Genomic DNA, 25,769 nt, shown 5'->3' with positions numbered 1-25,769 from the left:
AAGCCTGAACTAAAGCTAAGCTGAGCAACAAAATTTTAACATGATTTTATCGCTGCGATGGATAATACTTCCCCTAGCATTTAACGAAGGTGATAAAATAATTTGCATGACAAAGTTTAAATGACAAATTTTAAATGATAAGAAAAGACGACAATAATATGAAAAATTGGCAAGACCCCAATGCGGCTGTTGAAGCAGCCAACTATGACAACCCGATTCCAAGCCGTGTACTGATTTTGCAAACCTTACTTGAGCGCGGACAAGCTACCCAACACGAGCTTGCGACGATTTTTGATTTGGATGACAACGAATACGACGCACTGGGCAACCGCTTAAAAGCCATGCTGCGGGATGGACAATTAAGCCGTGATGCCGACGGTGGCAATCCTTATATTTATCGCCCACTGACTGAGAACGATGCTGTGACTGGCGTGGTCGCTGCCCACTCCAAGGGCTTTGGCTTTGTGGTGCTTGAGGATATGCCTGATTTATTTTTGAATGAAACTGAAATGCGCTGGGTATTTCATGGCGATAAAGTAAAAGCCATCGCTACTAGCACCGACAACCGTGGTCGTATGATGGGTCGTGTGTTGTCGGTGGTATCCCATGCCCAGCTACAATATATTGGTAAACTTGCAAAAGATGACGATGGTTACTTTGTAGAACTCATTAGCCCAAACAATCATCAACCGATTACGGTGACGGAAGAAAACGTCGAAGCCCTACAACTTAAAATGGGTGACCCCGTTAAAGTCGATATCATCGACTATCCCACTCAGCATGAATACGCGACGGGAAAAATTACTGAAAGCTTGGTCGATGATAACGAGCGTGAATTGATTATCAAAACCACGCTGCTAAATTACGATATTCCTCATGAGTTTAGCCCAAAAGTCATGCAGCAAGTCGATGCGTACAAAGAGCCGACACAAAAAGACTATCAAGACCGTATCGACTTACGTGCCTTGCCGCTAGTCACCATTGATGGCGAAGACTCGCGCGACTTTGATGATGCCGTCTATGCCGAAAAACGTCGCGGCGGTGGCTATCGCTTAGTCGTTGCGATTGCCGATGTCAGTCATTATGTGACTGCCAACTCAGTACTTGACCAAGAAGCCTATGAGCGTGGTACATCGGTGTATTTCCCGCATTTTGTGGTGCCGATGCTCCCTGAAAAACTCTCCAACGGGCTTTGCTCTTTAAACCCAGGTGTTGACCGCTTGTGCATGGTAGCCGACATCATACTATCGCGTAGCGGCAACGTGACCAGCTATGAGTTTTATCCAAGCGTGATGCATTCTCAAGCGCGATTGACTTATAACCAAGTCAATGATTATTTTGCCCAAGCGCAAGGGGAAACGCCCAAAGCCGAAGTGCCTGTCACTATCACCGGTAATAAAGCGGTCAAAAAATCAATCGATGTGCTGTATGATTTGTACAAAGTGCTATTGGTCAAACGCGAACAGCGCCATGCGATGGAATTTGAAACCCAAGAGACTTATATCAAATTTGATGAAGCAGGCAAAATCAGCGCCATTGTGGCACGGACGCGTGGTGACTCGCATAAGCTCATCGAAGAGATGATGCTATTGGCAAATACCTGTGCGGCTGAGTTTTCGCTCAAGCATGAATTGCCGGTCTTGTATCGCAATCATGATACCCCAGAGGCAGAAAAAGCCGCTCGCGTCAGTGACTTTGTGAAGCATTTTGGTTTGTCATTTCCTGAAGAAAACCCGACACAGGCAGATTATCAGCGTATCATTGAAGCGACACGCGAGCGCCCTGATGCGATTAGTATCCATAGTGTGCTACTGCGCTCCATGCAGCAAGCCAACTATGCACCGACCAATATCGGACACTTTGGGCTGGCGTATGAGGAATACAGCCACTTTACCTCACCGATTCGCCGTTATCCCGACTTGATGCTACACCGTGCCATCAAAGCCAAAGTGACGGGCAAAAAAGCGCCACTGCCAGATTGGTCACTAGAAGATGCGGGTGAACAGACCTCAATGACAGAGCGCCGTGCCGATGAAGCTAGCCGTTTTGTTGAGCAGTGGCTCAAAGCCCATTATATGAAAGACCATATCGGTGAAGCATTTGATGCGGTGGTTACCACAGTGACCAATTTTGGCTTGTTCGTGACCCTCACCGATTTATTCATTGATGGCTTGATTCATATCTCGCATTTGGGCGAGGATTACTTTGTATATGATGACAAGGCGCAGCAGTTATTTGGTGAAAAATCAGGACTGGTGTTTGGACTTGGTGATAAAATCCGTGTCAAAGTCGCTGCCGTCAATATGGAGACCCAGCAGATTGATTTTGATTTGGTGGCACAGCTGGAAAAATCGTCATTTAATAATCGCGGTAAAGGCAAAAGTCGCGGTCAATCGCAAGCGGCCTCCACTCCTAACGCTCAATCCAATCCCAACGCGCCATCTAAGCCAAATGAGAGCGCCAGGAAAGCAAAAAGCGCTAACAATAAAAGTAACGCGCGCAACAAATCTCGTTAATGAAAAAAGGGCAATACAATTTGCCCTTTTTTATCGTTCAGACAAATACCTGCTAGAACAAAAAACACCTTTGACTACTTAATCTTAGCTATTTAATATTAGCCACTTGATGCCCTTTAACCAGTCTTGCTTGGCGTTACTAGCAGCTAATACGCCAAATTATTATTGCGTGGTTTTTTCTGCGCTTGCCAAGTTGTTGGATGACGTCTGAGCGGCTTGATTCAAATCTGCTGTTGCTTTATCAAGCACTTGTTTAGGCTGCTCGCCAATCGATGACGTATCGTTTGATGCTATGGCTAGGGGCGCCGAGGCGGCACTACTATTGGCTTGATTGGATGCAATGACTTGCTGGGTACGATGTGATGATATTAGGTTAAAAATGGCGAGTGCGGTGATGCCTAATATCGCAAAAATAATGAGTAATTTTGGTTGCATGAGGATTTCCAGTGTAGCGTCAATTTGGCTAACCAACGTGTAAAGCCTGACGTCTAAAGTCTGACATCTAAAGCTTGCGACCTAAAACGTCAAATCGGGTTTGGCTAGGACAAAAATTGACAGTCGTGTCTATAAAAATTGGTAGGCTACCTTTGTGCAAAAATCATGCAAATTTAATCTGTTAATCTTTTAATGTTTAATCTGGTAGCAGACTGACTTCGGCACTAATCGGCAAATGGTCAGAGAGATTTGACCAAGGTTGTCCCTTATGCACCCAAGCACGGTGTACTTGTAGGTTACGCACATAGATACGGTCAAGGCTTAATACCGGGAGCTTGGCAGGGAAGGTGGGCAGTAATTTGCCATGGTGGGTCAGCACGGCTTCTTGTAAATTAAGGTCACAGCCAAGCTTTTGACAGGATAATTTTTTCCAGTCATTGAAGTCGCCTGCCAATATCAGCGGCGTGGATTGGTCGATTTCGTTATTGATATACTGGCTTATCACCTCATATTGTTTTTCACGGTCATTTTCCATCAGATTTAAATGCGCGCAAAGCACGATAATAGGCGTATGCCAGCCTTTGGGCTGAATTTCGCAGTGCAATACACCACGCTGCTCAAGGCGGCTCACTGTGATATTGACATTGTGTTTGGGGTCGAGCGGATGGCGACTTAGCACCGCATTGCCATGATGACCGTGGTTATATTCGACGTTTTTGCCATAGCTGTTTTCAAGCTGTAGATACTCGCCAAACCATTCATGTTGGGACTGGTCGGGAAATTCATTGTATTTCACCACCCGTTTGAGATTTTGACCTTGGACTTCCTGCAAACAGATAATATCAGATTGCACTTGGTTAAGGGCAGCGGCGATGCCTTCCATTTTGACAAAACGATTGAGCGGTGACATGCCTTTATGGATGTTATAACTGGTGATGATTAGGCTGTTTTTTGGTTGTTTGGCGCCTGATACTTGGTTAGACACTATTTCGTTAGATGCTACTTGCTTAGGTGTTATTTTTTTAGGTGTTAGTGAGCGCATAATAAAATCACAGTGATAAACATGGCATTATTTTAACGTGAAATTGTACCGCTGGCTTGTTTTGACAAAAAATTGTCACAATATAATGGTTGTCGACATTTATGTCGCAAACCTATTTAGCAAAATAGGGTGACTTTGCCAAGCGTTGCGGTTTTTATGCTAAAATTTTGGGCAATGACGACTTTTACTTTCAATCATTAACGAGCGATAAAAAATTGGAAAACAGTATGACCAACGATGTAGAAAATCCGACAAAAAATTTGCACCTTGTTGAATTTAATCAATTAGCACTTGAGCAACTCAAGACGGCAATCGATGAGGCGTTGGCGAATGGACATGCTTTTTTGACTATGCTCGATGATGAAGCCGACCTCGATAACAAAGCTGGGCAAGCTAATAGTCAAGTTAACGATACAAAACTCAGCAGCCAACAAGCGCTCAATGATATCATCGCCTTTGACCATGTGAATTTGGCATTAGACCGCAGTTGGGGCTTGCTATCGCACTTAAATAGCGTGATCAGTGATGAGCCAATCCGTGAGCTGCATCATGCACTATTGCCCGCACTTTCTGCCTACGGCACGGCGGTTGGTCAACATCTACCGCTGTATCAACGCTATCAGCGTGTGGTGAGCGATCAGTCATTTTTTGCGCGTTTAGAGCCGGCGAGACAACGCTCGTTGACCTTGGCGCTACAAAGTTTTGAATTATCCGGTGTGGGTTTAGCGGAGGCACAAAAACAGCAATTTGCCACCCTTGCCAGCGAGTTATCTACGCTATCGGCTAAATTCTCCGATAACGTGCTCGATGCTACCCAAAGCTACTTTTTACCGTTAAGTGAATCGCAACTAGCAGGACTGCCTGAATCTGCGCTTGCCATGCTTGCAGATGCGGGTAACCGATATACAGAAAAATTCCCGGAGCAAGTATTAGCAACGCCGTATGTGGCGACACTTGATATCCCAGTCTATCTTGCGGTGATGACCTATGCCGATGACCGCGAGTTACGCGAAACCTTGTATCGGGCGTATGTCACCCGTGCCTCTGAATTGTCAGCGCAGCCAGAATTTAACAATGCCGATATCATGACGGATATCTTGGCAAAACGCGCACAAAAAGCCCAGTTATTGGGCTATGACAATTTTGCTGAATTATCACTTGCCACCAAAATGGCGGACAATGTCGACACTGTAGAGCAGTTTTTACGGGATTTGGCAGACAAAGCACGACCCTTTGCCATGCAAGATTTAAAACAACTGCAAATTGAAGGTTTAGCGTTTGGCATCGGTGATGAGGGCGATGAGGTGCGACCTTGGGACACCGCATATCTGGCAGAAAAAGTCAAACAACGTCAATTTAATCTATCGCAAGAACAAGTTCGTCCGTACTTCCCGGTGCCGACAGTCATCGCAGGCTTATTTGAGATTGTGCAAAAACTGTATGGCATTCAGATTGAAGATAAAACTGCAAGCACGCAGCGCTGGCATGATGACGTGCGTTTTTATCAAGTTTTTGATGAACATCAGCAGCTTATCGGTGGTTTTTATTTTGATTTATATGCCCGTCCTGGCAAACGCGGTGGCGCATGGATGAGTGGCTTTCAAGCGCGTTATCAACACGATGATAGCGGTTATCAGCAGTTACCCGTTTGTTTTATGGTGGCAAACTTTAGCCCTGCGCCAACGGGTGCACAGCGCGGCAAACCCAGCTTATTAACCCATGATGAAGTATTAACGCTCTTTCATGAGTTTGGACATGGGCTGCATCATTTGCTTACTGAAGTGAATGTGGGCGATGTGGCAGGCGTGAATGGCGTCGAGTGGGATGCAGTTGAGCTACCCAGTCAGTTTATGGAAAACTGGGCATGGCACCCTGAAGGGATTGCATTAATCAGCCGTCATGTCGATACGGGCGAAACGTTGCCAGAGAGCATGCTACAAAGTATGCTCGCTGCCAAAAATTTCCAAAGCGGCATGCAAACACTGCGCCAGCTAGAGTTTGCGCTATTTGATTTGTTATTGCATGCCAAAACCCCAGCACCCGACTATCCACAGTTATTGGCGTTACTCGACAGCGTGCGTGCCGATGTGTCGATTATGCCGACCGCCAGTTATAACCGTTTTGCCAATGGTTTTAGCCATATTTTCGCAGGGGGCTATGCGGCAGGGTACTATTCTTACAAATGGGCAGAACTGTTGTCAGCCGATGCTTTTAGCAAGTTTGAAGAAACCAGTATTTTTGATAAAAACGCTGGCAAATCTTTCCGTGATAACATTTTAGCCAAAGGCGGTAGCCAATCTGCAAAAGCCAACTTTGAGGCATTTCGCGGTCGTGAAGCCCGTATTGATGCGCTGTTACGCCACTCGGGATTTTTAACCAGCAGCTATGATGAACTGCTGAGCGATGACACCGATAACGCCAATACCCAAGCTTGGTAACACGGTTGTCAAAATACAGGCTAGTAAAAAGAAGAAACTATGAGATATCAATCCAATCGCCCCAAACGTCAATTTTTGGCAGGGGTGGCTTGTCCAAGCTGTAAAGCACTGGATAAAGTTGTTCAGATTCAGCTATATCAGCCCGAGTATGATGAGTATATCGAGTGTACGGCATGTGGCTATACCGAGCGTCGCCCAACACCCGATGATATCATCGACATTCAGCAATCCAATCATCAGGAAACTGTTCATTATGGCGACGATAGCGCAGGTATTGTTAGGTTTAAATAAGCCAAGTTTAAGCGGTTTGGGTAAATTTTGACAAGGTTAACGAGTTTAAGCGCTCTTGATACAATTAGGCTGGTCAAAGTATGGCGGTTAAAGTAGGTTTTTGTGCCAAACGTTGTTATTTTTGATTGCGGTTTGTTATAGTAACAAGCAAACGAATGTACACCATCATTTTCATGCCAGCTTGGCATATACATCGCTAGCATGAAAGCGTACAGACATCTGACCCGCCCGACATGGATAGGGATATTGACCCAACATGAAATTATTTAGCCTAAAAAAAGACAATGACTCTATAGCCCCGACTAGCGAAGATGCCAATCCATCATCACCGCTGGCTGAAAATCCAACGACAGGCGTGTCAGATAGTGCGTTGCAGCTTGATACCACTAATCAGTCGCCGATGCAAGCGACTAACTACCCAAACACATCACCAGAAACGACAGCAATCAAAAATGCGTTTTCACTAGATACCATTGATTTAAACCAGTTGGAAGATGAATTACTTCATGGCAAAACGGACTATACAGCAGATAACACAAAAGCGGCTGATACTGTCGCGCCTAAAAAGCTGAGTTTTGATGATTTTGATTTGGATGAGCTACCCAGTGATGTTGAACCCAACACCACTGTGACTCTCCAAGACACTGCTAATACAGCGACAGTGTCACAGCCCGTACCGTCACAGACAACCGATGACGCGCTGATGTTTGATATTGATAACCTACCGTTAGCAGCTAAGCCAGACCCAGACCTAAAACTAAGCCTAGAATCAGACCCCCATAGCGCGCAAGCACAGCCCATCGCACCACAAAGTAGTGATGAAAATAGTGATGAAAGTAATGATAAAAAAATTATCGAGACTATTGAGACTATCGAGACAACGCCACCCGTTGCGTTAAACAAAACAAAACCCGAAAGTAAAGCGGTTATCGCCCAGACAGCAAACCCATTTTTAAGGCCGCCACGTCAGCCACTAGCGAAACGGACGTTAAAAAAACGCAAACAACTTGGGTTGCTAGTGGGTGCAGGGTTGGCACTGGCTGCCTTGGCATGGTTTTTTATGGGGCAGTCAAGCGAGCCCAACAAATCGACCGCGCAATCACAGAAACAGACACAGACGCAGACCCAAGCACATTCAACACCCAAAACTGCAGCGCCTATAGTAAAACCACAAGCTAGCGCTAGCTTACCTGCCGCGTCAACCGTCGCAGTGGATGCTAACTCTAGCTCAGCTCATGCGACCGCAGCGCTACCGGCAATCACGCCAGAAGAAATTCTTACGCCGACACTGCCTGAAGATCCGGCGATTGCCAAAGAAGAGCTGAGTCGATTGTCAGAGCAGAGCGCGCAGCTAAAAGAGCAAGAAACCATGATGCAAGACCAGCTGCGTATGATGAATGAGCTGAGTAGTAAAAAAGAAGAGCGTATCCAGCTGCTAGAACAGCAAGTTGCACAGCTTGAGCAGCAAAAAGCCGCTAACAAATAACCACCCACAAATAATAATCAATAAATAACTGGCAGGTTAAGTAGTGCTCACCCAAGTCGATAAAAAAAACTTGTTTCAAGACCGCTATCAAGCGCTCATTATGCCCGTCCCGGTGTCAGGTGTTTTTCGTCATCGCACCTTACTTAAATACCAATCGCTGTATCCTGAGCATTATACCGTTTACAAGCAAGCCTGTGAGCGTTCGCAGCTGTTGCTCGGTGATGTGTTACAGTTTACGCCGCAGCGTGATTTGGCAGGTATGGCAGTCGGTGGGGCGTTGTCAAAGCCACAATTCATCGTGGATATGGCAATCACAGAATTTGCCGAAAATCCGCCGCATGTTGAGTATATGGTGTCAGCGTTACAAAAGTTAGAGAAAATTGTGTTTGATTGGGGACGGTATCAAGGTATTCGCCGTGTGGCGATATTGGCAAGTGATGAACTCATTTTGCCAAAAGATAAAAGTTTTGATGAAGATATTTTGCCACTGTTTGAAAAATACCTTCAGCCTGTGAGTAATTTGAATTTGGTGGTTTATCGCTAACGCTATTAGTTTAAAGAGTTTTCAATGGTTGAGGTTTTATCGAGGGCTACTCAGCGATTCATTGTCGTTATCGGCATATTGCAAGTAGTAAAATGTCAACGCGGTCAAAACCTTCTCATCATCGGGCATTTTTTTTAATTACTGTAATGATGTTTTCATAGCGTTTGCCAAAATTTATCCCAAAAGAAACCGCTTTACCTTACGATAAAGCGGTTTTTAATTTTTGATAGCTACATTTTAATAAAACTATTCAGCCGCTGGCGTTTCAGTATCAGCAGATTCAGTTGACGCGATGGTTTGATCCACGCCTTTCATGGTAAGTTTAATACGTCCACGGTTGTCGATGTCTTGAACCAGTACATTCACCGTTTGCCCTTCTTTTAGCACATCATTCACGTTCTCAATACGCGCATCAGAGATTTGTGAGATATGCACCAGACCGTCAGTGTTAGGTAATACATTGACAAACGCACCAAACTCAACAATACGAGCCACTTTACCGGTATAAGTCTTGCCAACTTCTACTTCTGCCGTAATCGCTTCGATTTTAGCAATCGCGGCTTTGGTCGCTGCTTTGTTTTCACCAAAGATACGAATGGTACCATTATCATCAATATCAATCACTGCGCCTGTTTCTTCAGTCAATTGGCGAATGGTTGCACCACCTTTACCAATCACGTCACGAATTTTTTCAGGATCGATATCAATCACCGCAAAGTTTGGTGCATGGGCGTTGATTTCTTTACGGCTGGTTGAAATCACTTCATTCATCGCATTTAAAATATGGATACGACCCGCATGCGCTTGGTGCAGGGCTTTTTCCATAATTTCTGGCGTGATGCCTTCAATTTTGATATCCATTTGTAACGCAGTCACGCCATTGGCAGAACCCGCGACTTTAAAGTCCATATCACCTAGGTGGTCTTCATCACCCAAGATGTCAGACAGCACGGCAAAACGCTCGCCTTCTTTAACCAGACCCATTGCGATACCAGCAACAGGCGCTTTTAGTGGTACGCCGGCATCCATTAACGCCAGTGATGCGCCACAGACAGATGCCATTGATGATGAACCATTGGATTCGGTGATGTCAGATACGATACGAATCACGTATGGGAAACGGTCACTATCTGGCAGCATGGCTTGTACACCGCGGCGTGCTAGACGACCATGACCGATTTCACGGCGTTTTGGACCGCTGTCACGACCCGTTTCGCCCACTGAATAACTTGGGAAGTTATAATGCAGCATGAAGTGGTCTTGTTTGGTGCCCGCAAGGGTGTCAATCATGTTCACATCACGGCTGTTGCCAAGCGTGGTAGTAACGAGCGCTTGCGTTTCACCGCGCGTAAATAGCGCTGAACCATGCGTGTAAGGCAGTACACCAACTTGGATGTCTAAGGCACGGACAGTTTGCAAGTCACGACCATCGATACGGGGTTTGCCAGACAAAATATTGTCACGGACCGTACGGTATTTTAGGGTCTCAAATAGTTCTTTGATTTGTGCCACGTTGTCGGCATAGCCTTCGGCTTCTGCATCACCGGCTAAGGCTTCAATCGCTTGGTTTTTGATTTCATCAAGGCGAGTATAACGGCTGGCTTTTTCGCTGATGGTATACGCTTCTGAAATCGCTGCAGCAAATTGATTTTGTAGGGTAGTTTGCAAGGCTTCATTGACGGCAGGAGCAACGAATTGGTTTTTTTGTACGCCAACTTCTTTGGCAAATTCATTGATGGCATCAATCACGACTTGCTGCTGTGCGTGACCGTATAGTACCGCGCCAAGCATTTGGTCTTCTGACAATTCTTTGGCTTCAGATTCTACCATCAATACCGCAGATGACGTGCCCGCGACCACCAAATCGAGCGAGCTTTGTTTTAGCGCTTCATGGTTTGGGTTTAGCACATATTCATCATTGATAAAACCGACACGTGCCGCACCAATCGGACCATTGAATGGCGCTGATGAAATTGCCAATGCCGCTGAAGTACCAATCATCGCTGCGATATCAGCATCTTGTTTTTTGTCTGACGAAATCACCGTGGCGGTCACTTGGATTTCGTTGAAGTAACCTTCTGGGAACAATGGACGAATCGGGCGGTCAATGAGGCGTGAGGTCAAGGTTTCCATCTCAGATGGGCGACCTTCACGTTTGCCATAGCCACCTGGGATTTTACCAGCAGCGTACATTTTTTCTTGGTAGTTGACGGTCAATGGGAAAAAGTTTTGACCCGCTTGCGCCTCGTCTTTTACCACAACAGCCACTAGCACAGAGACGCCGCCCATGTGGACGACCACTGAATTAGCTTGGCGTGCAATGCGACCTGTTTCTAACGTAACTTGTTGATTACCATATTGGAATTCTTTAGTAATGATATTAAACATAATGCGGTTTTATCCTTAGTGTGATGAAATAGGGCGATTTAAGTTTTAGTAATAGCCCCTAACGTTTGTGTTCTTTTCAAAAAATACAAACGTTAGAAGCAATCTACCAATTCGCTTGATAGCAGCCTTAAATCAGCCTAAATTAAAAAATACTTTAAAAAAAGTAAGTGTAAACTGCGATTGTGCAGGCACAATGCGTTGTCTATTTTACCTAGTTTTGTGGCGAATCACCACCTTTTAACTGCGCTTTAACCCCTAATAGCAAACGATGGGTAATAACTAAGCTAACAGCGAGGGTAAAAGTGAAAAGAAAATTCGCTAAAAATATTGAACCCATAAAAAAGCGGCTACCCAAAAGCAGCCGCTGATTGAATAAAGCAAATAACGTGCTGATAAATTAGCGACGTAAGCCTAATTCACTAATCAATGCAGTATAACGGTCTGCATCTTTACGTTTTAAGTAATCAAGTAACGTACGGCGTGAGTTAACCATACGAATCAAACCACGACGGCTGTGATGGTCAGCTTTGTGTGCTTTAAAGTGTGCTTGTAAGTCATTGATACGTGCGGTTAATAACGCCACTTGAACTTCTGGAGAACCTGTATCATTTTCAGAGCGTTGAAATTTTGCGATTACATCTGCGCGGTCTTGGTTAGTCAACATAATGTTTTCCTAGCTTTTTTAGCATAAAATGAGAAGCCTAATCGGCTATCAGTCGAGTCGATTAGTGTAAAAAAATCAGGATAACCACGCTTCTCAGTAGTTAACCGTCAAAAAGGAGTATTATTTTACCAAATATTGCCCAATAAAAAAACCCTAATCTGCATTAGGGTGTTGAATTTATTAAGGCTTTTAATAAATTCAAGCTTTCAACTTACTGATTGCCCGTAGGCTGTTTGGGTGTTTCGCTATGCAGACGGTCAAGCTGCTCTTGTGGCGCGGTGGTGAGTTTATCAGAAGTCACTTCATCCGCATCATTAGGCGTAGTATCGGCAACAAATGTCGCGTCAGACGCTTTCTTGTCCATTTTTTCAATATCTGTCATGGTAGTTGGTTGCATGGCAATCTCCTTTTCTTATGCTTATTTAAGCTGATTTAGTCAATGCTTGGTCAATCGCTTCAGCAAAATCTGGAATATCTTCAGGTTGACGACTGGTAATCAAATTGCCATCTATCACCACCGATTTGTCTTCAAACTGCGCACCTGCATTTTTTAGGTCAGTAGCGATGGTTTTGTAAGCGGTTAATTTTTTACCACGCGCAATTTCGGTATCCGCAAAAATCCACGGTGCATGACAAATTGCTGCGACAGGTTTACCGGCATTCATGAATGCTTTTACCATCGCTTGTGCATCCGTATTTGCCCGCAACACATCGGCATTGGCACCGCCACCTGGTAAAACAATGGCATCATAATCGGCTGCGTTGGCTTCACCAATTAATAAATCAGCGGTAAAGGTGTCAGCAGGGTCAGTATGATTAAGCCCGCGTACTTGTTTTTTTGGTTGTGTGGTAATTAAAGTAGTTTGGTGACCTTTAGCTTTAAGGAGGTCATTGGTTTGGGTATATTCGACTTGTTCAAAGTCGGTATCAAGTAAAATAGCAATCTTAGCCATGGTAATTATCCTATTATTTCATTATTTAAGTTAAAAATAGTTAAAGAAAAAATTATTGTTGTTATCGATTCATCTGTAAGGTGCGTGCTTTATTTTGAGATTATTATTTGATTTTTATTTTATTAATCATATTTTTATTAATTATATAAAGGTATCTAAATAAACCGCTGTTTGTTCTTTATTAGCAAAGCTTGCTAAGCAAAGAACTAAATGAATCAACCTCACTAAGAATAAAGAAATCGCCGGGTAAAAACTGCTAGCAAAGCGTCACGTTTTGTATCAATGCATAAAAAACGTACTCGCTTTGTGACATCGCATCGCTCATTGAGTAAATTATGTGAATACAGCAAAAAATTAGCAAGATGGATAGATTTTTTGACTTATCGTGGCTAATTTAAATTGACCAGCTTCAGCGGTTGTAAACGACCATTGGGTTCAAGTAGCCCTGTACCCAAAAATTGCTGATGGTCGTCAAACAAGCGAAACGTTTGATTGGCGGTTAAGTTCAGCTGCTGAGTTAACATGGTCGCCTTGACGTTTAAGCGTTGACCTTGCCGGATGCGCTTTGATTGGCTATCGTCTAATACTAAGCTTGGTAGTGAGTGAACGCAGGCATCCACCGCTAATAGCTTATCAAACCGCGCTGCAACATCGAGCGCTGCAAAATCGGCTAATGGGATGGCATCGGCAATTTCAAAATCACCCGTGCGTATCCGTCTAAGTGCTGTTAGATGGCCTAGCGTGCCCAGCGCTTTGGCAATATCTTCAGCCAGCACGCGCACATAGGTTCCTTTGGAGCAAGTAACGGTTAATTGCAATTGTTGAGCGGATAGGGGAGTGAGTGACAGCTCATAAATGATGAGAGGACGTGCTGCTCGCTCCACCTCAATACCTTCACGCGCCAGTTCATACAGTTTTTTGCCGTCTTTTTTGAGCGCGGAGTACATGGGCGGGACCTGCATTATCTCACCCAAAAATTGCTCAGTGACGCTTTGTAACATCGCTTGTGTCACATGCGGTACAGGGCTCGTGGCAATTATCTCACCTTCAGCATCCCCGGTATCGGTTTGCTCGCCAAGTTTGATAATCGCTTGGTAAGATTTGATGGCATCGAGTTGGTAATGGCTAAACTTGGTCGCTTCTCCCAAACAAATCGGCAGCAACCCTGTTGCCATTGGGTCAAGGGTACCGGTATGACCCGCTTTTTTACTGTCGTGCACATCAGATTTGAGCAAGTATTTGACTTTTGATACCACTTGCTGGGAAGTCATCCCTTGCGGTTTATCAATCAGTAAGACGCCAGAGACGATGGATTTTGTTTTTGGTTGGGTTATCATGTTATGGATTTATCAATTCATTAAAAGTCGGTTCGAATCAGCTGCGAGTAATCTGCTGCGCTAATAGGATGGTTGACAGAATATGGCTTTGACTTAGGGTTAATGTGTGCGCGTTGTTGCCACTGCTGCAAGCTATAGCGGTTATCAATCAATTGCTGGTCATACAGATAACTGGGAATATAGCCTGATAACAGGATACGATAATCAAATGGCAAAGGTTGGATATCGTCAATCAGCTCATAAATTGCCGTGGTACAGTTATTTACCAATGAATTATACCATGCCGGCTGCGTTTTTAAGGACTTGGCTTTCGCTAGATACGCAAGCAGCAACGCTTGAATATGGTCTTTTGGCATATTGATGGGATAAATATAAACATCTTCATGACGGATATTACTACGGGTGTAAATAATATCTTTTTCATCCGCAGCGATAATCACCAATTCAAACTTGCGAAAAAATCCACCCAGCGTACTAAATTGTTCATTGACTTCTTTGCGAATCTCGATAGATAACGCAAGCTGCTTTCCATCACTAAACCCAAAACTCACTAGCGTATGGGCAATGGCATCGCCCATCCAATAGGAGGCAATAAAATCGACAGTTTGCAGCTTTGCCAAGTCGTATTGTCTAGTTTCCCAGCGCGGCTGAAAATGGGTTTTATCTTGCCAATCAAAATTTCTAACGTTGCTAATGGTGAGTGTGTTGCCATCACTGTCAAGCCGATAGTCTAACATTTGGGCAACTTCAGGGTTCCAATCCCGCTCATTGCTAGCTGACATCGAAAAAAAACTGGCAATGGCAAGCGCCACCACCGCAAAAAAAATCAATAATAAAGACTGATGAGAAAGTGAGGATGAAAACAGGGTCGGTTTGATGATACTGACCAAAACAGTAAGGGTGAAAAATACCCATATGCTAATCAGTGCCAGACTGACATATCTGCCTAAGGGCTGATGCGTCCATACAAATACCCCGACCCACAGGCTTGAGAGAATAATGACGATAAACTTAATGATACCCCAAAGTAACTGCATTCAACATCCCTGTTAATGACTCAAAGTGACAAATAAGCTTATTATAGCCTGCAACGCATCAGTCGTCTGATGGCTGACCTTCGCTACTTTGTACCGCTTTAGAAATGAGGTTCATCATATAGTTAGCGTTAGCTGTCACTTCATCATAGTGAAAGCGCAGACGTGGGGTAGTGCGGGTTTTTAGCAAATGACTGAGCTCAGTACGCAAAAAACCTGATGCTTTGTTGAGCACTTCTAAGCTCTCGGTATGATAATCTTTTGCCATGGCATCATCCATCGACTTTTCCATGATGGTGACATAAATATCAGCATAACCCAAGTCCGGGCTGATTTTGACACTAGAAATGGTCACAAACCCAGTCAAGCGTGGGTCGTTAATCTCGTCACGAATCAAAACCGCTAGGTCGCGCTGAATTTGATCGGCAAGACGTTGTAAACGTTGATTCATTGGTAATCCTTTTTATAGTAAAAAAAGGTCTAATTAACCTAGATTAATTAGACCCCTGGAAAGGTTGCTAATAGCAAGCTGGCAGTATTAGGTTGTCAGCTTAACTTATAAGGTACGTTTGACTTCATGAATTTCGAAGACTTCAATCTTATCGCCTTCTTTTACTTCATAACCTTTCACCGCTAGACCACACTCCATACCAGCGCGCACCTCATTAACATCCTCTTTGAAGCGACGTAATGATTGTAATTGACCCGTGAAAATAACTTGGTCATCACGCAATACCCGAATTGGCTTGTTACGGATGATATTACCTTCTGTCACCATACAACCGGCTGCATAACCAAAGCGACTAGAGTGGAAGACTTCACGTACTTCAGCGATACCCAAGATTTGCTCACGATGTTCTGGCGCAAGTAAACCGCTCATTGCTGCTTTCACATCATCAATCAACCCATAGATAACACTATAGTAGCGAATATCTAGGCCTGCTTCATCCGCTTTGCGTTTGGCGGCGCTATCAGCACGAACGTTGAAGCCTAATAATACCGCTTCACTTGATTCGGCGAGTACCACATCCGATTCGGTGATTGGACCGACACCCGATGAGATGACTTTAACTTTAACTTCATCCGTAGATAACTCATCAAGCGCGGTTAACAAGGCTTCTAGTGAACCTCGAACGTCAGTTTTGAGAATCAAATTAACGGAAGGCAGTTTGGCATCGCTCATTTGGTCAAACAAGTTTTCTAAGCGTGATTTGGCTTGACGTTCAAGCACTTTTTCACGCTCACGCACCGTGCGATATTCTGCAACTTCGCGCGCACGTTTCTCATCTGAGACCACCATAAACTCGCTACCAGCCGCTGGTGTATCAGGCAGACCTAAGATTTCAACAGGAATCGAAGGACCCGCTGAGGTGATTTTTTGACCGTTTTCATCGGTCATAGCACGGACGCGTCCATAATATTCGCCAGCAAGTACCAAGTCACCTTGATTTAAAGTACCTTGTTTAACCAGCAAACTGACCACTGCTCCGCGACCTTTTTCAAGACGTGATTCAATTACCACACCTTGTGCTGCACCGTCAGTAGCGACTTCAAGTTCCATCACTTCTGCTTGTAGGTTAATCACTTCGAGCAATTCATCGATGCCTTGACCTGTTAACGCAGAGACTTTGACCACCGGTGTGTCACCGCCCCATTCTTCAGGAACGACTTCTTTGGTGGTTAGTTCGTTGAGGACGCGGTCTGGATCGGCGCTGTCTTTATCCATCTTGTTGATAGCCACGATAATCGGGGTACCTGCGGCACGCGCATGGTCAATCGCTTCAGCCGTCTGCGGCATCATACCGTCATCGGCTGCAACCACTAACACCACGATATCTGTCGCTTTGGCACCACGAGAACGCATCGCGGTAAATGCGGCGTGACCTGGGGTGTCTAAGAAAGTAATAACGCCTTGGTCAGTCTGCACATGATAAGCACCGATATGCTGAGTAATACCACCTGCCTCGCCCGATGCCACTTTACTTGAACGGATCTTATCGAGCAGGGACGTTTTACCGTGGTCAACGTGACCCATGATGGTAACCACAGGCGGACGCGCTTGGACATTGCTACTTTTCTCGCCCACCGCCTCACGTAGTGAGTCTTCAACTTGCGTCGAACTCACAAGCACGGGGTTATGACCCATTTCTTCAACAAGTAGGGCAGCGGTTTCTTGGTCGATGGATTCGTTTTCACGGACCAACTCGCCCATTTTCATTAACATTTTGACGACTTCGCGTACTTTGATTGCCATTTTTTGGGCAAGTTCAGACACCACGATGGTCTCACCGATTTCAACGTTATGCACGATTTTCTCAACCGGTTTTTCAAATTTGTGTCTATTGGCTTGCGATGATTTTAAGCCGCGACTACGGTTCTTAATCTCTTGCTCACCTTCATCGTCACGGCGACGACGACGGTTTTTGTTGGCAGTGCTTGCGGTGCCGCGTTTAATTTCACGGCGTTCTTGTTCAAATGAGTCTTCAAGCGCTGCGCCCACCAAACCTTCTGCTAATGGTTCATCTTTTTTGACAACCATCGTAGTTTCAGTATCGGTTTCGCTATATTTACTCGCCATTTGGCGCATTTGCTCAAGGGTACGCTGCTGAGCTTCTTCAGCGGCTTTACGGCGATTTTCTGATTCGATTTGACGTAAGCGTTCTTCTTCTGCTTCACGCGCTTTGCGTTCACTATCCGATTCTTTTTTCGGCGCAGGTTTTTTGTCAGCTTTTTTGACTTCAATTGCAGCAGTTTTGTTGCCTTTTTTCACTACCACACTGGTGGTTGTGTGCTCTTTGGCAGCTTGACTACCACCACCTAAGTTAGCGCGCATGGCAGCTAAAGTGGCTTGTTGACGCGCTTCAGCGGCTTGTTTGGCTTTGTCTTTTTCAGCTTGTTCTTGGGCGGCTTTTTCTTTCGCCAAACGCGCTTTTTCTTCAGCTTCTTTGGCCGCTGCTTCACGCAACGCTAGTTCTTCAGCAATTTTATTGGGATTTGGTTTATCAAATACCATTTTTTTGCGTATTTCAACATTGACACTTTTGGCTTTACCAGAAGTGCCTGTCACCCGCGCAGTAGAAGTGGTTTTGCTTTTTAAGCTAATGCGAGGTTTGTCATTTTGACCATGACTTTGTTGTAAAAAGCTGACCAGTTTTTGTTGTTCGCTATCGGTGACGATGTCATTGTCACCGCGCGCAGACAGCCCTGCCTTGACCAGTTGATTATTAATTGCTTCAACGGTCTTTTTGGTCATTGCTGCAAGTTCTTTTACGGTTTTATCTGCCATTCATACACCTTTTTTAATTAAACCATGATTCACGGGCTTTCATAATGAGCTCACCTGCGGTCTTTTCATCAAGACCTTCGATATCTTGGATATCAAAGATGGCTTGTTCGGCAAGGTCGTCGACGGTGATGACGTCACGTTCGGCAAGCTTGTAGGCCCATGCTTGAGTCATGCCTTCAAGGTTTAGAAGCTCTTGGCTTGGCTCTTTAATATTTTGTTGTTTGACCAATTCATCGGCGATCACCGCCTCTTTGGCACGTTCTTGGATTGCGTCGATGGCGTCATCATCTAGCCCATCGATGTCGTAGAAAGTCTCAGCAGGGACATACGCAACTTCTTCAAGTGAGGTAAATCCAATATCCACCAAGGCTTGTGCCAAATCTTCATCGACTTCAAGACGTGTGTAGAATAGGTCGCGATACACTTTGGTTTCTGATTCTTGTTGTGCATTGTACTCGTCTTCGAGCATCATGTTAAGACGATAGCCTGTTAATTCTGATGCAAGGCGCACGTTTTGACCTTGTGAGCCAATCGCACGGGCCAACTGATCGTTAGTGGCAAAGATGATATCTGCAGTTTTGGTATCTTCATCAAGAATAATACGATCAACATCCGCAGGTTCCAAAGCGCTGATAATGTACTGCACCGCATCATCCGACCATACCACGACGTCGATACGCTCGCCCTCAAGCTCTTGTTGTACTGCTTGGATACGGGTGCCACGCATACCAATACAAGCACCGACAGGGTCGATACGATGGTCATTGGTTTTGACTGAAATCTTAGCACGTAAGCCAGGCTGACGCGCAACATCACGAATTTCAATGATTTGCTCAGCAATCTCTGGTACTTCTTTTTGCATGAGTGCCGTTAGCATTTGTGGTGAGGTACGAGACAATACAAGCTGAGCACCACGGTTATCACGATTGACTTGCTCTAAAATCGCATTGATACGACCTTTGATGCGTAGCTGCTCACGCGGCAACATTTTATCGCGTGGTAGATAGCCTTCGACATTATCGCCCAAATCAATAATATAACCATCGCGCGCCGGTTTTTTGACTTCACCCGTAATCATCTCGCCGATACGATGTTCAAACGCATCTGCCACCAGTGAGCGTTCAGCTTCACGGATTTTTTGAATGATGACTTGTTTAGCTTGGGTAGCAGCAATACGACCAAATTCAATGGATTCGATTTGTTCTTCTTTGACGTCGCCGATTTTCCACTCGTTTTCATCCAAATCGCTAATTGCTAGCTGACAGGCAGGCATTTCATGATCTTCATCTGCCACTACTGTCCAATAACGGTAAGTGTCATAGTCGCCCGTTTTGCGATTAATATGCACGCGCACGGCAACTTCAGGCTGCTCACTATAAACTTTCTTTTTGGTCGATACCACCAAGGCTTGCTCAATCGCTTCAAAAATATCTTCAGGATTTAAGCCTTTTTCATTACTGACGGTTTCAACGACCGTTAAAATTTCTCGATTCATGTAATCACCTATAATTTAAGTCATTCTAGACTTTATTCTTTAAAATCTTGCTTTTAGCTAGAAAAAAGTTAGCTAGAAGACATAGCGTAAAAAAGGCGTTAACCCCAAATTTAAAAGCTAAAATTGGTAGACCAAATTGGCTTTATCAATATTATCAAGCTCGATGGTTAAAAGTTGGTCATTGGCTTGATTCTGTTCGGTTTTGACCGTCAACTGGCGCTCGTCAATATTGACCAATTCGCCTGTTACTTTACGGCGCTTATCACTACCTTGTCCAATCGCATGAATCAATCGTAAGCTGAGGGTTTGCCCCACATAGTCATGCAGCTGCTCAGCAGAAAAAAACGCGCGGTCCAAACCGGGTGAAGACACCTCAAGTAGATACTCGCCTGCAATCGGGTCGTGCAAGTCCAACACACCACCGACTTGGTGGGTGACCGCAGCACAGTCTTCAATAGTGACTTGTTTGCCTTCGGCACGGTCTTCAGGTAGGGCTTCAATATAAATACGAAGAAGAGAGCGTCGACCTTGTGGTACAAACTCAATACCCCACAAGCTCACATCACAGGCAGTTACTGCTGGCTCAATGATTTGGGTCAGTTCAGCAACTTTCGTTGATAGTTTCATGATATCCTTTAGAGTTGATTATTAACATCTTTGTTGATTTTAAAAGCTGATTTTAAAAATTGGCACATTACTAAAACGCAACCGCTAATTTAGCAAAACTTAAGTTTTTTCGAAACCAACAGATACAAAAAAACCCACAAACTAATTGGTGGGCTTTTAAATCAATAAAAGTGTGTCTAAATTGATTTTTCTAGTAATGCTACCAAAGCAATGCTACTAGAAAAGTGGTAGCGGGGGCTGGATTTGAACCAACGACCTTCGGGTTATGAGCCCGACGAGCTACCAGACTGCTCCACCCCGCAACAATTTAGAGAGCGTATTATAGAGTGAGATATTAACCTTGTCAATAGTTATTTAAAATTAATTTAGTTGGTGCGAATGGAGGGACTCGAACCCTCACACCTTGCGGCACTACCACCTCAAGGTAGCGTGTCTACCAATTCCACCACAATCGCAAAAAACCAAACTACTTTAACCAAGCTGTTTTTTAAAAAACAACACTCTAAAATAGACGCTGTATTCTAGGTCAAAACTACCAATAACGCAACATTTTTTTTAATAACTTACTTGGCAGGTGTAGGCGTCGTTGGTGTAGGGCTTGCAGGCGCAGTACTAGTCGCTAGGCTGGTATCAAGAGTACGACTAGATAGCGATTGCTGTTTAGCAAATACTGCCAGTGTCATACTGGTGATAAAGAAAATTGCTGTTAAAACCGCCGTTAAGCGCGTCAAAAAGTTGGCAGAGCCAGACGCACCAAATACGGTTGCCGAACCGCCTGCACCAAATGAAGCGCCGGCATCGGCACCTTTACCATGTTGAACCAAAATCAGACCAATCATCGAAATCGCGACAATGATATGAACCACTAAAATTGCATTATACATACTTATCTCTACAAAACTTGATAGCACTGATGCCCAACAAAAACGCTGTCAGTGGCAAAAGTAAGAAATTTTAAATGGGTGATATTTTACCTTAAATTCGGGCAAATGCTTGAATAATTTGTGTAAAACTCGTCGCGTCAAGTGATGCCCCACCTACCAACACCCCATTTACATTTGGGCATTGGGCGATTTCTGCCGCATTATCTGCTTTCACGCTGCCGCCATACAATATCGGTGTGGTCGCTAAAGAGGCATCGATGTCTGTCAAGGTGGTGTTGATAAAAGCATGAATATTTTGTACTTCTTGTATGGTTGGGATTTTACCTGTACCAATCGCCCAAACGGGTTCATAAGCAATAATCAATCGCGATGCTAAGTTATTCAATTGGGCGTTTTCAGATTGGGTATTAGCAAATTCAGCGGCTAGTTGTTTAACTACCGTTAATTGTGCTGCTAGCACATCTTGGGTCTGATTTTGCTCATACTGGGCTTGTGTTTCACCGATACAAAAAACAACGGTTAAATCATGTGCAAAGGTATTGCGAATTTTTCGGATTAAACAAGCATCATCTTCATTAAAATATTGACGGCGTTCTGAATGTCCGACTAAGACATAATTTACCTGAGCGTCCTTGAGCTGAGCACCCGAAACTTCCCCAGTAAACGCGCCTTTATCGGCGTGTTGTGCACATAAGTTTTGCGCAGCTAGCCCGATGTTCAATGACCCATGTTGAATGGCTTGTTGCGTGGTCGATAAATGCATAAAACTCGGCGCAATAACCACGTTACAGCTTTGCAGTGCATCTGCAGGTAGCTGCTGCTGTAAATCGGTCATAAGGGCTGTGACAGTCAGCTGTGTGCTAGGATTCATTTTCCAATTAGCAATCACCCAAGAATTCTGCCAATTTGCTACATAATCAGATGCTTTCATAATGTCCCTGTCAATTGAGGTAAGTGGTTATCTACGAATTTGCAAAGTATAAATGTCAAGATAACATTAAAATATAAGTAACGCTATTTAACATATCATGATGTAAAACATCACCATTTAAAGATATCAAGATATGAAAATACGGGTATTTAAAATATCAGGCGTAAAATGGTAGGTATTATATAAGCAATTGCCGCGATTTGCCGAATAAATTATTGGGTTACGCAAGTAAGGTGTTTAAAGAAAGGATAAAGAAGGGATAATGTATCAAACAGTTTTATGAAGGTTGATGGATAGAGATAAAATTCGATAACAAATTATTTATCGTTGAATTCACGGATTTGTCGAGAATGATTTGTTAATATATAAATGAATAGTTTACACTAACAAACATTAGCCCATTTGAATCAATATTGAGTAAACGAGAAAAACGATGGCGGCATCCCTTCCTGGTTTTGGTGGCATTGCATCGCGATTAGTGGATGAAGGACTAATTAGCGAAGCGGCAATGCAAAAAGTATTGGCAGAATCGCAGCAGCAAAAAATAAATTTAATCGCCTATGTGGTCGATAATAAGCTTGCGCAAGCTGACGCAGTAGCGTGGGTGATTTCACGAGAATTTGGCGACCCACTCATTGATTTGGATGCCATCAATGTCAACTATATTCCAAAAGAAGCGGTTGATGAAAAAATTATTCGCGAATTTAATATTCTGCCGATTTTCCAACGAGGTAGCCGCTTATTTGTTGCCATGAGCGACCCGACGCGGGTAGATGCTTTAGATGCGCTGCGATTTGGTACAAGGTTTACCGTAGAAACAGTGGTTGCCGAGCACCACAAAATAAAATCACTCATCGAAAAAATCTTTGCTAGCTCTAATTTAGCTGATTTTGATGATATGGAAGCGGTGGAGTTTGATGAAACCCGCGCCGATGACGACAATAGTGCCACCAGTCATTTAGATGTCAATGATGAAGCGCCTGTCGTCAAGTTCGTTAATGGGATGCTCATCAAAGCCATTACCATGGGCGCCTCAGACTTACACTTTGAACCCTATGAAAAATCTTATCGCGTGCGTTTTCGTATTGATGGGGTGTTACAAAAAATGGCAAATCCACCGACGCAGCTAGCGGGTAAAATTGCTGCCCGCCTGAAAGTCATGTCACAAATGGACATCTCTGAACGCCGCGTGCCGCAAGATGGTCGTATCAAGTTAAAAATTTCCAAGGATAAGGCGATTGATTTTCGTGTCAACTCACTGCCAACCTTATTTGGTGAAAAAATCGTATTGCGTATTTTAGACCCATCATCAGCGATGCTAGGTATTGATGCACTCGGCTATGAGCCTGACCAAAAGCAGCTATTTATGGATGCGCTGGCAAAACCGCAAGGGATGTTATTGATTACCGGCCCTACTGGTTCGGGTAAAACCGTCTCCTTGTACACCGGTCTTAATATCTTAAACACAGTTGAGACCAATATATCCACCGCAGAAGATCCCGTTGAAATTAACCTTGAAGGCATCAATCAGGTCAATGTGAACAATAAAGTTGGCTTGACCTTTGCCAGTGCGCTCAAATCATTCTTGCGTCAAGACCCTGATATTGTGATGGTTGGTGAGATTCGTGACTTGGAAACGGCTGAAATTGCTGTCAAAGCTGCCCAAACAGGGCATATGGTGCTGTCAACTTTGCATACCAACTCAGCGCCAGAAACCTTAACGCGTCTGCGTAATATGGGGGTGGCATCCTTTAACATTGCCACCTCAGTCAATTTGGTAATCGCGCAGCGCTTAGCACGTCGCCTGTGTAAAGCTTGTAAGAAACCGACAGATGTGCCAAAAAATAGCTTGCTTGAAATGGGCTTTACCGAAGAAGATTTGGCAGATCCCAGCAATGTCATTTATGAGCCCGTTGGCTGCTCTGAATGCCGCGATGGCTATAAAGGACGTGTTGGTATTTATGAAGTGATGAAAGTAACACCTGAGATTGCCCGAATTATTATGGAAGACGGCAACGCTATTGAGATTAAAGACGCTGCCTTAAAGCAAGGGTTTAGGGATTTAAGGCGCTCTGGCATTTTAAAGGTCCTACAAGGCACGACCAGCATCCAAGAGATGTATCGTGTTACTAGCGAATAGGGCGTTTTTTATCCGTCTTTATTGAAGATTAGTTGAGATATTAAGGGGAAGGGTATGGCAAAAGTCCAAACAGAAATGTTATTAGACTTTGTCTATGATGGGGTCAATCGCCGTGGCGAGAAAGTCAAAGGCGAAACCACCAGCCGCAATATTGAGCTGGCAAAGGCGCAACTACGCAAGCAGGGCATCCAAGTCAAGACGATTAAGAAAAAACCTAAGCCCATTTTTCAAATGAAAAAAAGCATCAAGCCAATTGATATTGCTATCTTTGTGCGTCAGTTGGCTACGATGATGAAAGCAGGTGTACCCCTTACACAGTCGTTTGAAATCGTTGCAGATGCGCTCGATAACCCCTCAATGAAAGAGTTGGTGCTTAGTGTCAAGTCAGAAGTGGAATCAGGCAGCACCTTTGCTGCAGCGCTGCGCAAACATCCCAGATATTTTGATGACTTGTTTTGTTCATTAGTAGAGGCAGGTGAGCAATCAGGTGCGCTTGAAACCATGCTTGAGCGTGTCGCGACGTATAAAGAAAAAAGCGAGCTACTAAAAGCAAAAATTAAAAAAGCTTTGAAATACCCGATTGCGGTTATTGTGGTTGCGATTATCGTTACCATTATTTTGCTGGTCAAAGTAGTACCGGTGTTTGCTGATTTATTCAATTCATTTGGCGCAGAGTTACCCGCATTTACCCGAATGGTAGTCAATATGTCGGAGTGGATGCAAAAATGGTGGTGGTTATTGCTATTTAGCATTGCAGGCGCTGTTGTTGGCTTTTCTGAAGCTAAAAAACGTAGCAAGCCCTTTAATGATTTTTTAGACCGACTTACCTTAAAATTACCAATCTTTGGCAATATTGCTTATCAAGCGGTGGTTGCCCGTTTTTCCCGCACTTTATCTACCACTTTTGCAGCAGGTGTGCCGCTGATTGATGCGTTAGATTCAACCGCTGGGGCAACCAACAATGTGGTGTTTTATAATGCCACGCAAAAAATTAAAGGCGATGTTGCGACGGGTCAACAGCTGCAGTTTTCGATGCGTTCTACCAATCTTTTTCCGAGTATGGCTATCCAAATGGTCGGTATTGGTGAGGAGTCAGGTAGTCTAGAGGAGATGCTTGATAAAGTCGCGACTTATTATGAAAACGAAGTAGATAACGCCGTAGATGGGTTAACAAGCCTGATGGAACCGATGATTATGGCGGTTTTGGGGGTACTGGTAGGGGGTCTGGTGATTGCCATGTATCTACCAATCTTCCAAATGGGCTCGGTGGTGGGCTAG

The 25,769-nt window shown here is 44.3% G+C and carries 21 protein-coding genes and 2 tRNA genes; 7 read left to right on the top strand and 16 right to left on the bottom strand.

Translation table 11 applies throughout. The features are described from left to right. Positions 1 to 158: 158 nt before the first annotated feature. On the top strand, positions 159 to 2,516 hold the full coding sequence (rnr, locus tag RTS09_RS02580) for a ribonuclease R (protein WP_312534061.1): 2,358 nt from the start codon (positions 159 to 161) through the stop codon (positions 2,514 to 2,516). 162 nt (positions 2,517 to 2,678) lie between these two features. Here the strand turns inward: rnr and RTS09_RS02575 are convergent, their stop codons facing one another. Beyond that, positions 2,679 to 2,951 carry a hypothetical protein gene (locus RTS09_RS02575; RefSeq protein ID WP_096489441.1) on the bottom strand — a complete coding sequence of 91 codons (273 nt, stop codon included), beginning with the start codon at positions 2,949 to 2,951 and terminating at the stop codon, positions 2,679 to 2,681. 196 nt (positions 2,952 to 3,147) lie between these two features. Next, complete coding sequence (locus tag RTS09_RS02570; RefSeq protein ID WP_312534058.1) at positions 3,148 to 3,936, bottom strand: endonuclease/exonuclease/phosphatase family protein; 789 nt, start codon at positions 3,934 to 3,936, stop codon at positions 3,148 to 3,150. Positions 3,937 to 4,220: 284 nt separating this feature from the next. Between RTS09_RS02570 and RTS09_RS02565 the strand changes: the two genes are divergently transcribed. The 4 genes from RTS09_RS02565 to RTS09_RS02550 all read left to right on the top strand — a co-directional run bounded on the left by RTS09_RS02565 (position 4,221) and on the right by RTS09_RS02550 (position 8,752). Next, entirely contained in the window at positions 4,221 to 6,431 is a 2,211-nt protein-coding gene (locus RTS09_RS02565; RefSeq protein WP_312534056.1) for a M3 family metallopeptidase, read from the top strand. Between the two features lie 39 nt (positions 6,432 to 6,470). Further along, entirely contained in the window at positions 6,471 to 6,722 is a 252-nt protein-coding gene (locus RTS09_RS02560) for a YheV family putative metal-binding protein (protein WP_050324863.1), read from the top strand. 256 nt (positions 6,723 to 6,978) lie between these two features. Further along, positions 6,979 to 8,208, top strand: a complete 1,230-nt coding sequence (locus tag RTS09_RS02555; RefSeq protein WP_312534050.1) for a hypothetical protein — start codon at positions 6,979 to 6,981, stop codon at positions 8,206 to 8,208. 43 nt (positions 8,209 to 8,251) lie between these two features. Then, complete coding sequence (locus RTS09_RS02550) at positions 8,252 to 8,752, top strand: hypothetical protein (RefSeq protein WP_312534047.1); 501 nt, start codon at positions 8,252 to 8,254, stop codon at positions 8,750 to 8,752. A 246-nt stretch (positions 8,753 to 8,998) separates the two neighbouring features. On the opposite strand, the gene pnp is transcribed toward RTS09_RS02550, so the two are convergent. From pnp to tpiA, 14 genes are all read right to left on the bottom strand, one after another. Then, the gene (gene pnp / locus RTS09_RS02545; protein ID WP_312534045.1) at positions 8,999 to 11,140 is read right to left on the bottom strand and encodes a polyribonucleotide nucleotidyltransferase; all 2,142 of its coding nucleotides are present in this window, start codon (positions 11,138 to 11,140) and stop codon (positions 8,999 to 9,001) included. A 397-nt stretch (positions 11,141 to 11,537) separates the two neighbouring features. Continuing rightward, the gene (gene rpsO / locus RTS09_RS02540; protein WP_096489436.1) at positions 11,538 to 11,807 is read right to left on the bottom strand and encodes a 30S ribosomal protein S15; all 270 of its coding nucleotides are present in this window, start codon (positions 11,805 to 11,807) and stop codon (positions 11,538 to 11,540) included. A 208-nt stretch (positions 11,808 to 12,015) separates the two neighbouring features. Next, the gene (locus RTS09_RS02535) at positions 12,016 to 12,201 is read right to left on the bottom strand and encodes a hypothetical protein (RefSeq protein WP_096489435.1); all 186 of its coding nucleotides are present in this window, start codon (positions 12,199 to 12,201) and stop codon (positions 12,016 to 12,018) included. A gap of 25 nt (positions 12,202 to 12,226) precedes the next feature. Next, positions 12,227 to 12,757 (bottom strand): type 1 glutamine amidotransferase domain-containing protein, encoded by a 531-nt coding sequence (locus RTS09_RS02530; protein ID WP_312534043.1) that lies wholly within the window; start codon positions 12,755 to 12,757, stop codon positions 12,227 to 12,229. Between the two features lie 389 nt (positions 12,758 to 13,146). Then, positions 13,147 to 14,094 (bottom strand): tRNA pseudouridine(55) synthase TruB, encoded by a 948-nt coding sequence (truB, locus tag RTS09_RS02525; protein ID WP_312534041.1) that lies wholly within the window; start codon positions 14,092 to 14,094, stop codon positions 13,147 to 13,149. A gap of 20 nt (positions 14,095 to 14,114) precedes the next feature. Beyond that, a complete protein-coding gene (locus RTS09_RS02520; protein WP_312534039.1) occupies positions 14,115 to 15,131 on the bottom strand; it encodes an Lnb N-terminal periplasmic domain-containing protein in 1,017 nt (338 codons plus the stop codon). Positions 15,132 to 15,189: 58 nt separating this feature from the next. Beyond that, on the bottom strand, positions 15,190 to 15,579 hold the full coding sequence (locus tag RTS09_RS02515) for a ribosome-binding factor A (RefSeq protein ID WP_007115084.1): 390 nt from the start codon (positions 15,577 to 15,579) through the stop codon (positions 15,190 to 15,192). A 105-nt stretch (positions 15,580 to 15,684) separates the two neighbouring features. After that, positions 15,685 to 18,414 (bottom strand): translation initiation factor IF-2, encoded by a 2,730-nt coding sequence (gene infB / locus RTS09_RS02510; RefSeq protein WP_312534037.1) that lies wholly within the window; start codon positions 18,412 to 18,414, stop codon positions 15,685 to 15,687. Between the two features lie 13 nt (positions 18,415 to 18,427). Further along, positions 18,428 to 19,909, bottom strand: coding sequence for a transcription termination factor NusA (nusA, locus tag RTS09_RS02505; protein WP_007115082.1), 1,482 nt, complete (start codon positions 19,907 to 19,909; stop codon positions 18,428 to 18,430). A 117-nt stretch (positions 19,910 to 20,026) separates the two neighbouring features. After that, positions 20,027 to 20,536, bottom strand: coding sequence for a ribosome maturation factor RimP (rimP, locus tag RTS09_RS02500; protein ID WP_282841714.1), 510 nt, complete (start codon positions 20,534 to 20,536; stop codon positions 20,027 to 20,029). A gap of 225 nt (positions 20,537 to 20,761) precedes the next feature. Next, positions 20,762 to 20,838 (bottom strand) — tRNA-Met (locus RTS09_RS02495). A 68-nt stretch (positions 20,839 to 20,906) separates the two neighbouring features. After that, positions 20,907 to 20,991 (bottom strand) — tRNA-Leu (locus RTS09_RS02490). Between the two features lie 108 nt (positions 20,992 to 21,099). Further along, entirely contained in the window at positions 21,100 to 21,420 is a 321-nt protein-coding gene (gene secG, locus RTS09_RS02485; RefSeq protein WP_065253803.1) for a preprotein translocase subunit SecG, read from the bottom strand. A gap of 91 nt (positions 21,421 to 21,511) precedes the next feature. Then, positions 21,512 to 22,351, bottom strand: coding sequence for a triose-phosphate isomerase (gene tpiA, locus RTS09_RS02480; RefSeq protein ID WP_312534035.1), 840 nt, complete (start codon positions 22,349 to 22,351; stop codon positions 21,512 to 21,514). 433 nt (positions 22,352 to 22,784) lie between these two features. Here tpiA and pilB point away from each other — a divergent pair, with 433 nt between their 5' ends. Continuing rightward, entirely contained in the window at positions 22,785 to 24,491 is a 1,707-nt protein-coding gene (gene pilB / locus RTS09_RS02475; RefSeq protein ID WP_312534033.1) for a type IV-A pilus assembly ATPase PilB, read from the top strand. Positions 24,492 to 24,545: 54 nt separating this feature from the next. After that, positions 24,546 to 25,769: a type II secretion system F family protein gene (locus RTS09_RS02470; RefSeq protein WP_312534031.1), complete on the top strand. Its 1,224-nt coding sequence runs from the start codon at positions 24,546 to 24,548 to the stop codon at positions 25,767 to 25,769.

Source organism: Moraxella sp. CTOTU47618, from assembly GCF_032017425.1.
Taxonomy (GTDB): Bacteria; Pseudomonadota; Gammaproteobacteria; order Pseudomonadales; family Moraxellaceae; genus Faucicola; species Faucicola tetraodonis.
The sequence above is the reverse complement of the archived record's forward strand: the minus strand, read 5'-3'. Positions and strand labels throughout refer to the sequence as shown.

What these genes read in the sequence shown, in the direction of transcription:
- rnr (WP_312534061.1), top strand. Translation starts at nt 159, where the DNA reads ATGAAAAATTGGCAAGACCCCAATGCGGCTGTTGAAGCAGCCAACTAT.
- RTS09_RS02575 (WP_096489441.1), bottom strand. Translation starts at nt 2,951, where the DNA reads ATGCAACCAAAATTACTCATTATTTTTGCGATATTAGGCATCACCGCA.
- RTS09_RS02565 (WP_312534056.1), top strand. Translation starts at nt 4,221, where the DNA reads ATGACCAACGATGTAGAAAATCCGACAAAAAATTTGCACCTTGTTGAA.
- RTS09_RS02560 (WP_050324863.1), top strand. Translation starts at nt 6,471, where the DNA reads ATGAGATATCAATCCAATCGCCCCAAACGTCAATTTTTGGCAGGGGTG.
- RTS09_RS02555 (WP_312534050.1), top strand. Translation starts at nt 6,979, where the DNA reads ATGAAATTATTTAGCCTAAAAAAAGACAATGACTCTATAGCCCCGACT.
- pnp (WP_312534045.1), bottom strand. Translation starts at nt 11,140, where the DNA reads ATGTTTAATATCATTACTAAAGAATTCCAATATGGTAATCAACAAGTT.
- RTS09_RS02535 (WP_096489435.1), bottom strand. Translation starts at nt 12,201, where the DNA reads ATGCAACCAACTACCATGACAGATATTGAAAAAATGGACAAGAAAGCG.
- RTS09_RS02530 (WP_312534043.1), bottom strand. Translation starts at nt 12,757, where the DNA reads ATGGCTAAGATTGCTATTTTACTTGATACCGACTTTGAACAAGTCGAA.
- truB (WP_312534041.1), bottom strand. Translation starts at nt 14,094, where the DNA reads ATGATAACCCAACCAAAAACAAAATCCATCGTCTCTGGCGTCTTACTG.
- RTS09_RS02520 (WP_312534039.1), bottom strand. Translation starts at nt 15,131, where the DNA reads ATGCAGTTACTTTGGGGTATCATTAAGTTTATCGTCATTATTCTCTCA.
- RTS09_RS02515 (WP_007115084.1), bottom strand. Translation starts at nt 15,579, where the DNA reads ATGAATCAACGTTTACAACGTCTTGCCGATCAAATTCAGCGCGACCTA.
- infB (WP_312534037.1), bottom strand. Translation starts at nt 18,414, where the DNA reads ATGGCAGATAAAACCGTAAAAGAACTTGCAGCAATGACCAAAAAGACC.
- nusA (WP_007115082.1), bottom strand. Translation starts at nt 19,909, where the DNA reads ATGAATCGAGAAATTTTAACGGTCGTTGAAACCGTCAGTAATGAAAAA.
- rimP (WP_282841714.1), bottom strand. Translation starts at nt 20,536, where the DNA reads ATGAAACTATCAACGAAAGTTGCTGAACTGACCCAAATCATTGAGCCA.
- secG (WP_065253803.1), bottom strand. Translation starts at nt 21,420, where the DNA reads ATGTATAATGCAATTTTAGTGGTTCATATCATTGTCGCGATTTCGATG.
- tpiA (WP_312534035.1), bottom strand. Translation starts at nt 22,351, where the DNA reads ATGAAAGCATCTGATTATGTAGCAAATTGGCAGAATTCTTGGGTGATT.
- pilB (WP_312534033.1), top strand. Translation starts at nt 22,785, where the DNA reads ATGGCGGCATCCCTTCCTGGTTTTGGTGGCATTGCATCGCGATTAGTG.
- RTS09_RS02470 (WP_312534031.1), top strand. Translation starts at nt 24,546, where the DNA reads ATGGCAAAAGTCCAAACAGAAATGTTATTAGACTTTGTCTATGATGGG.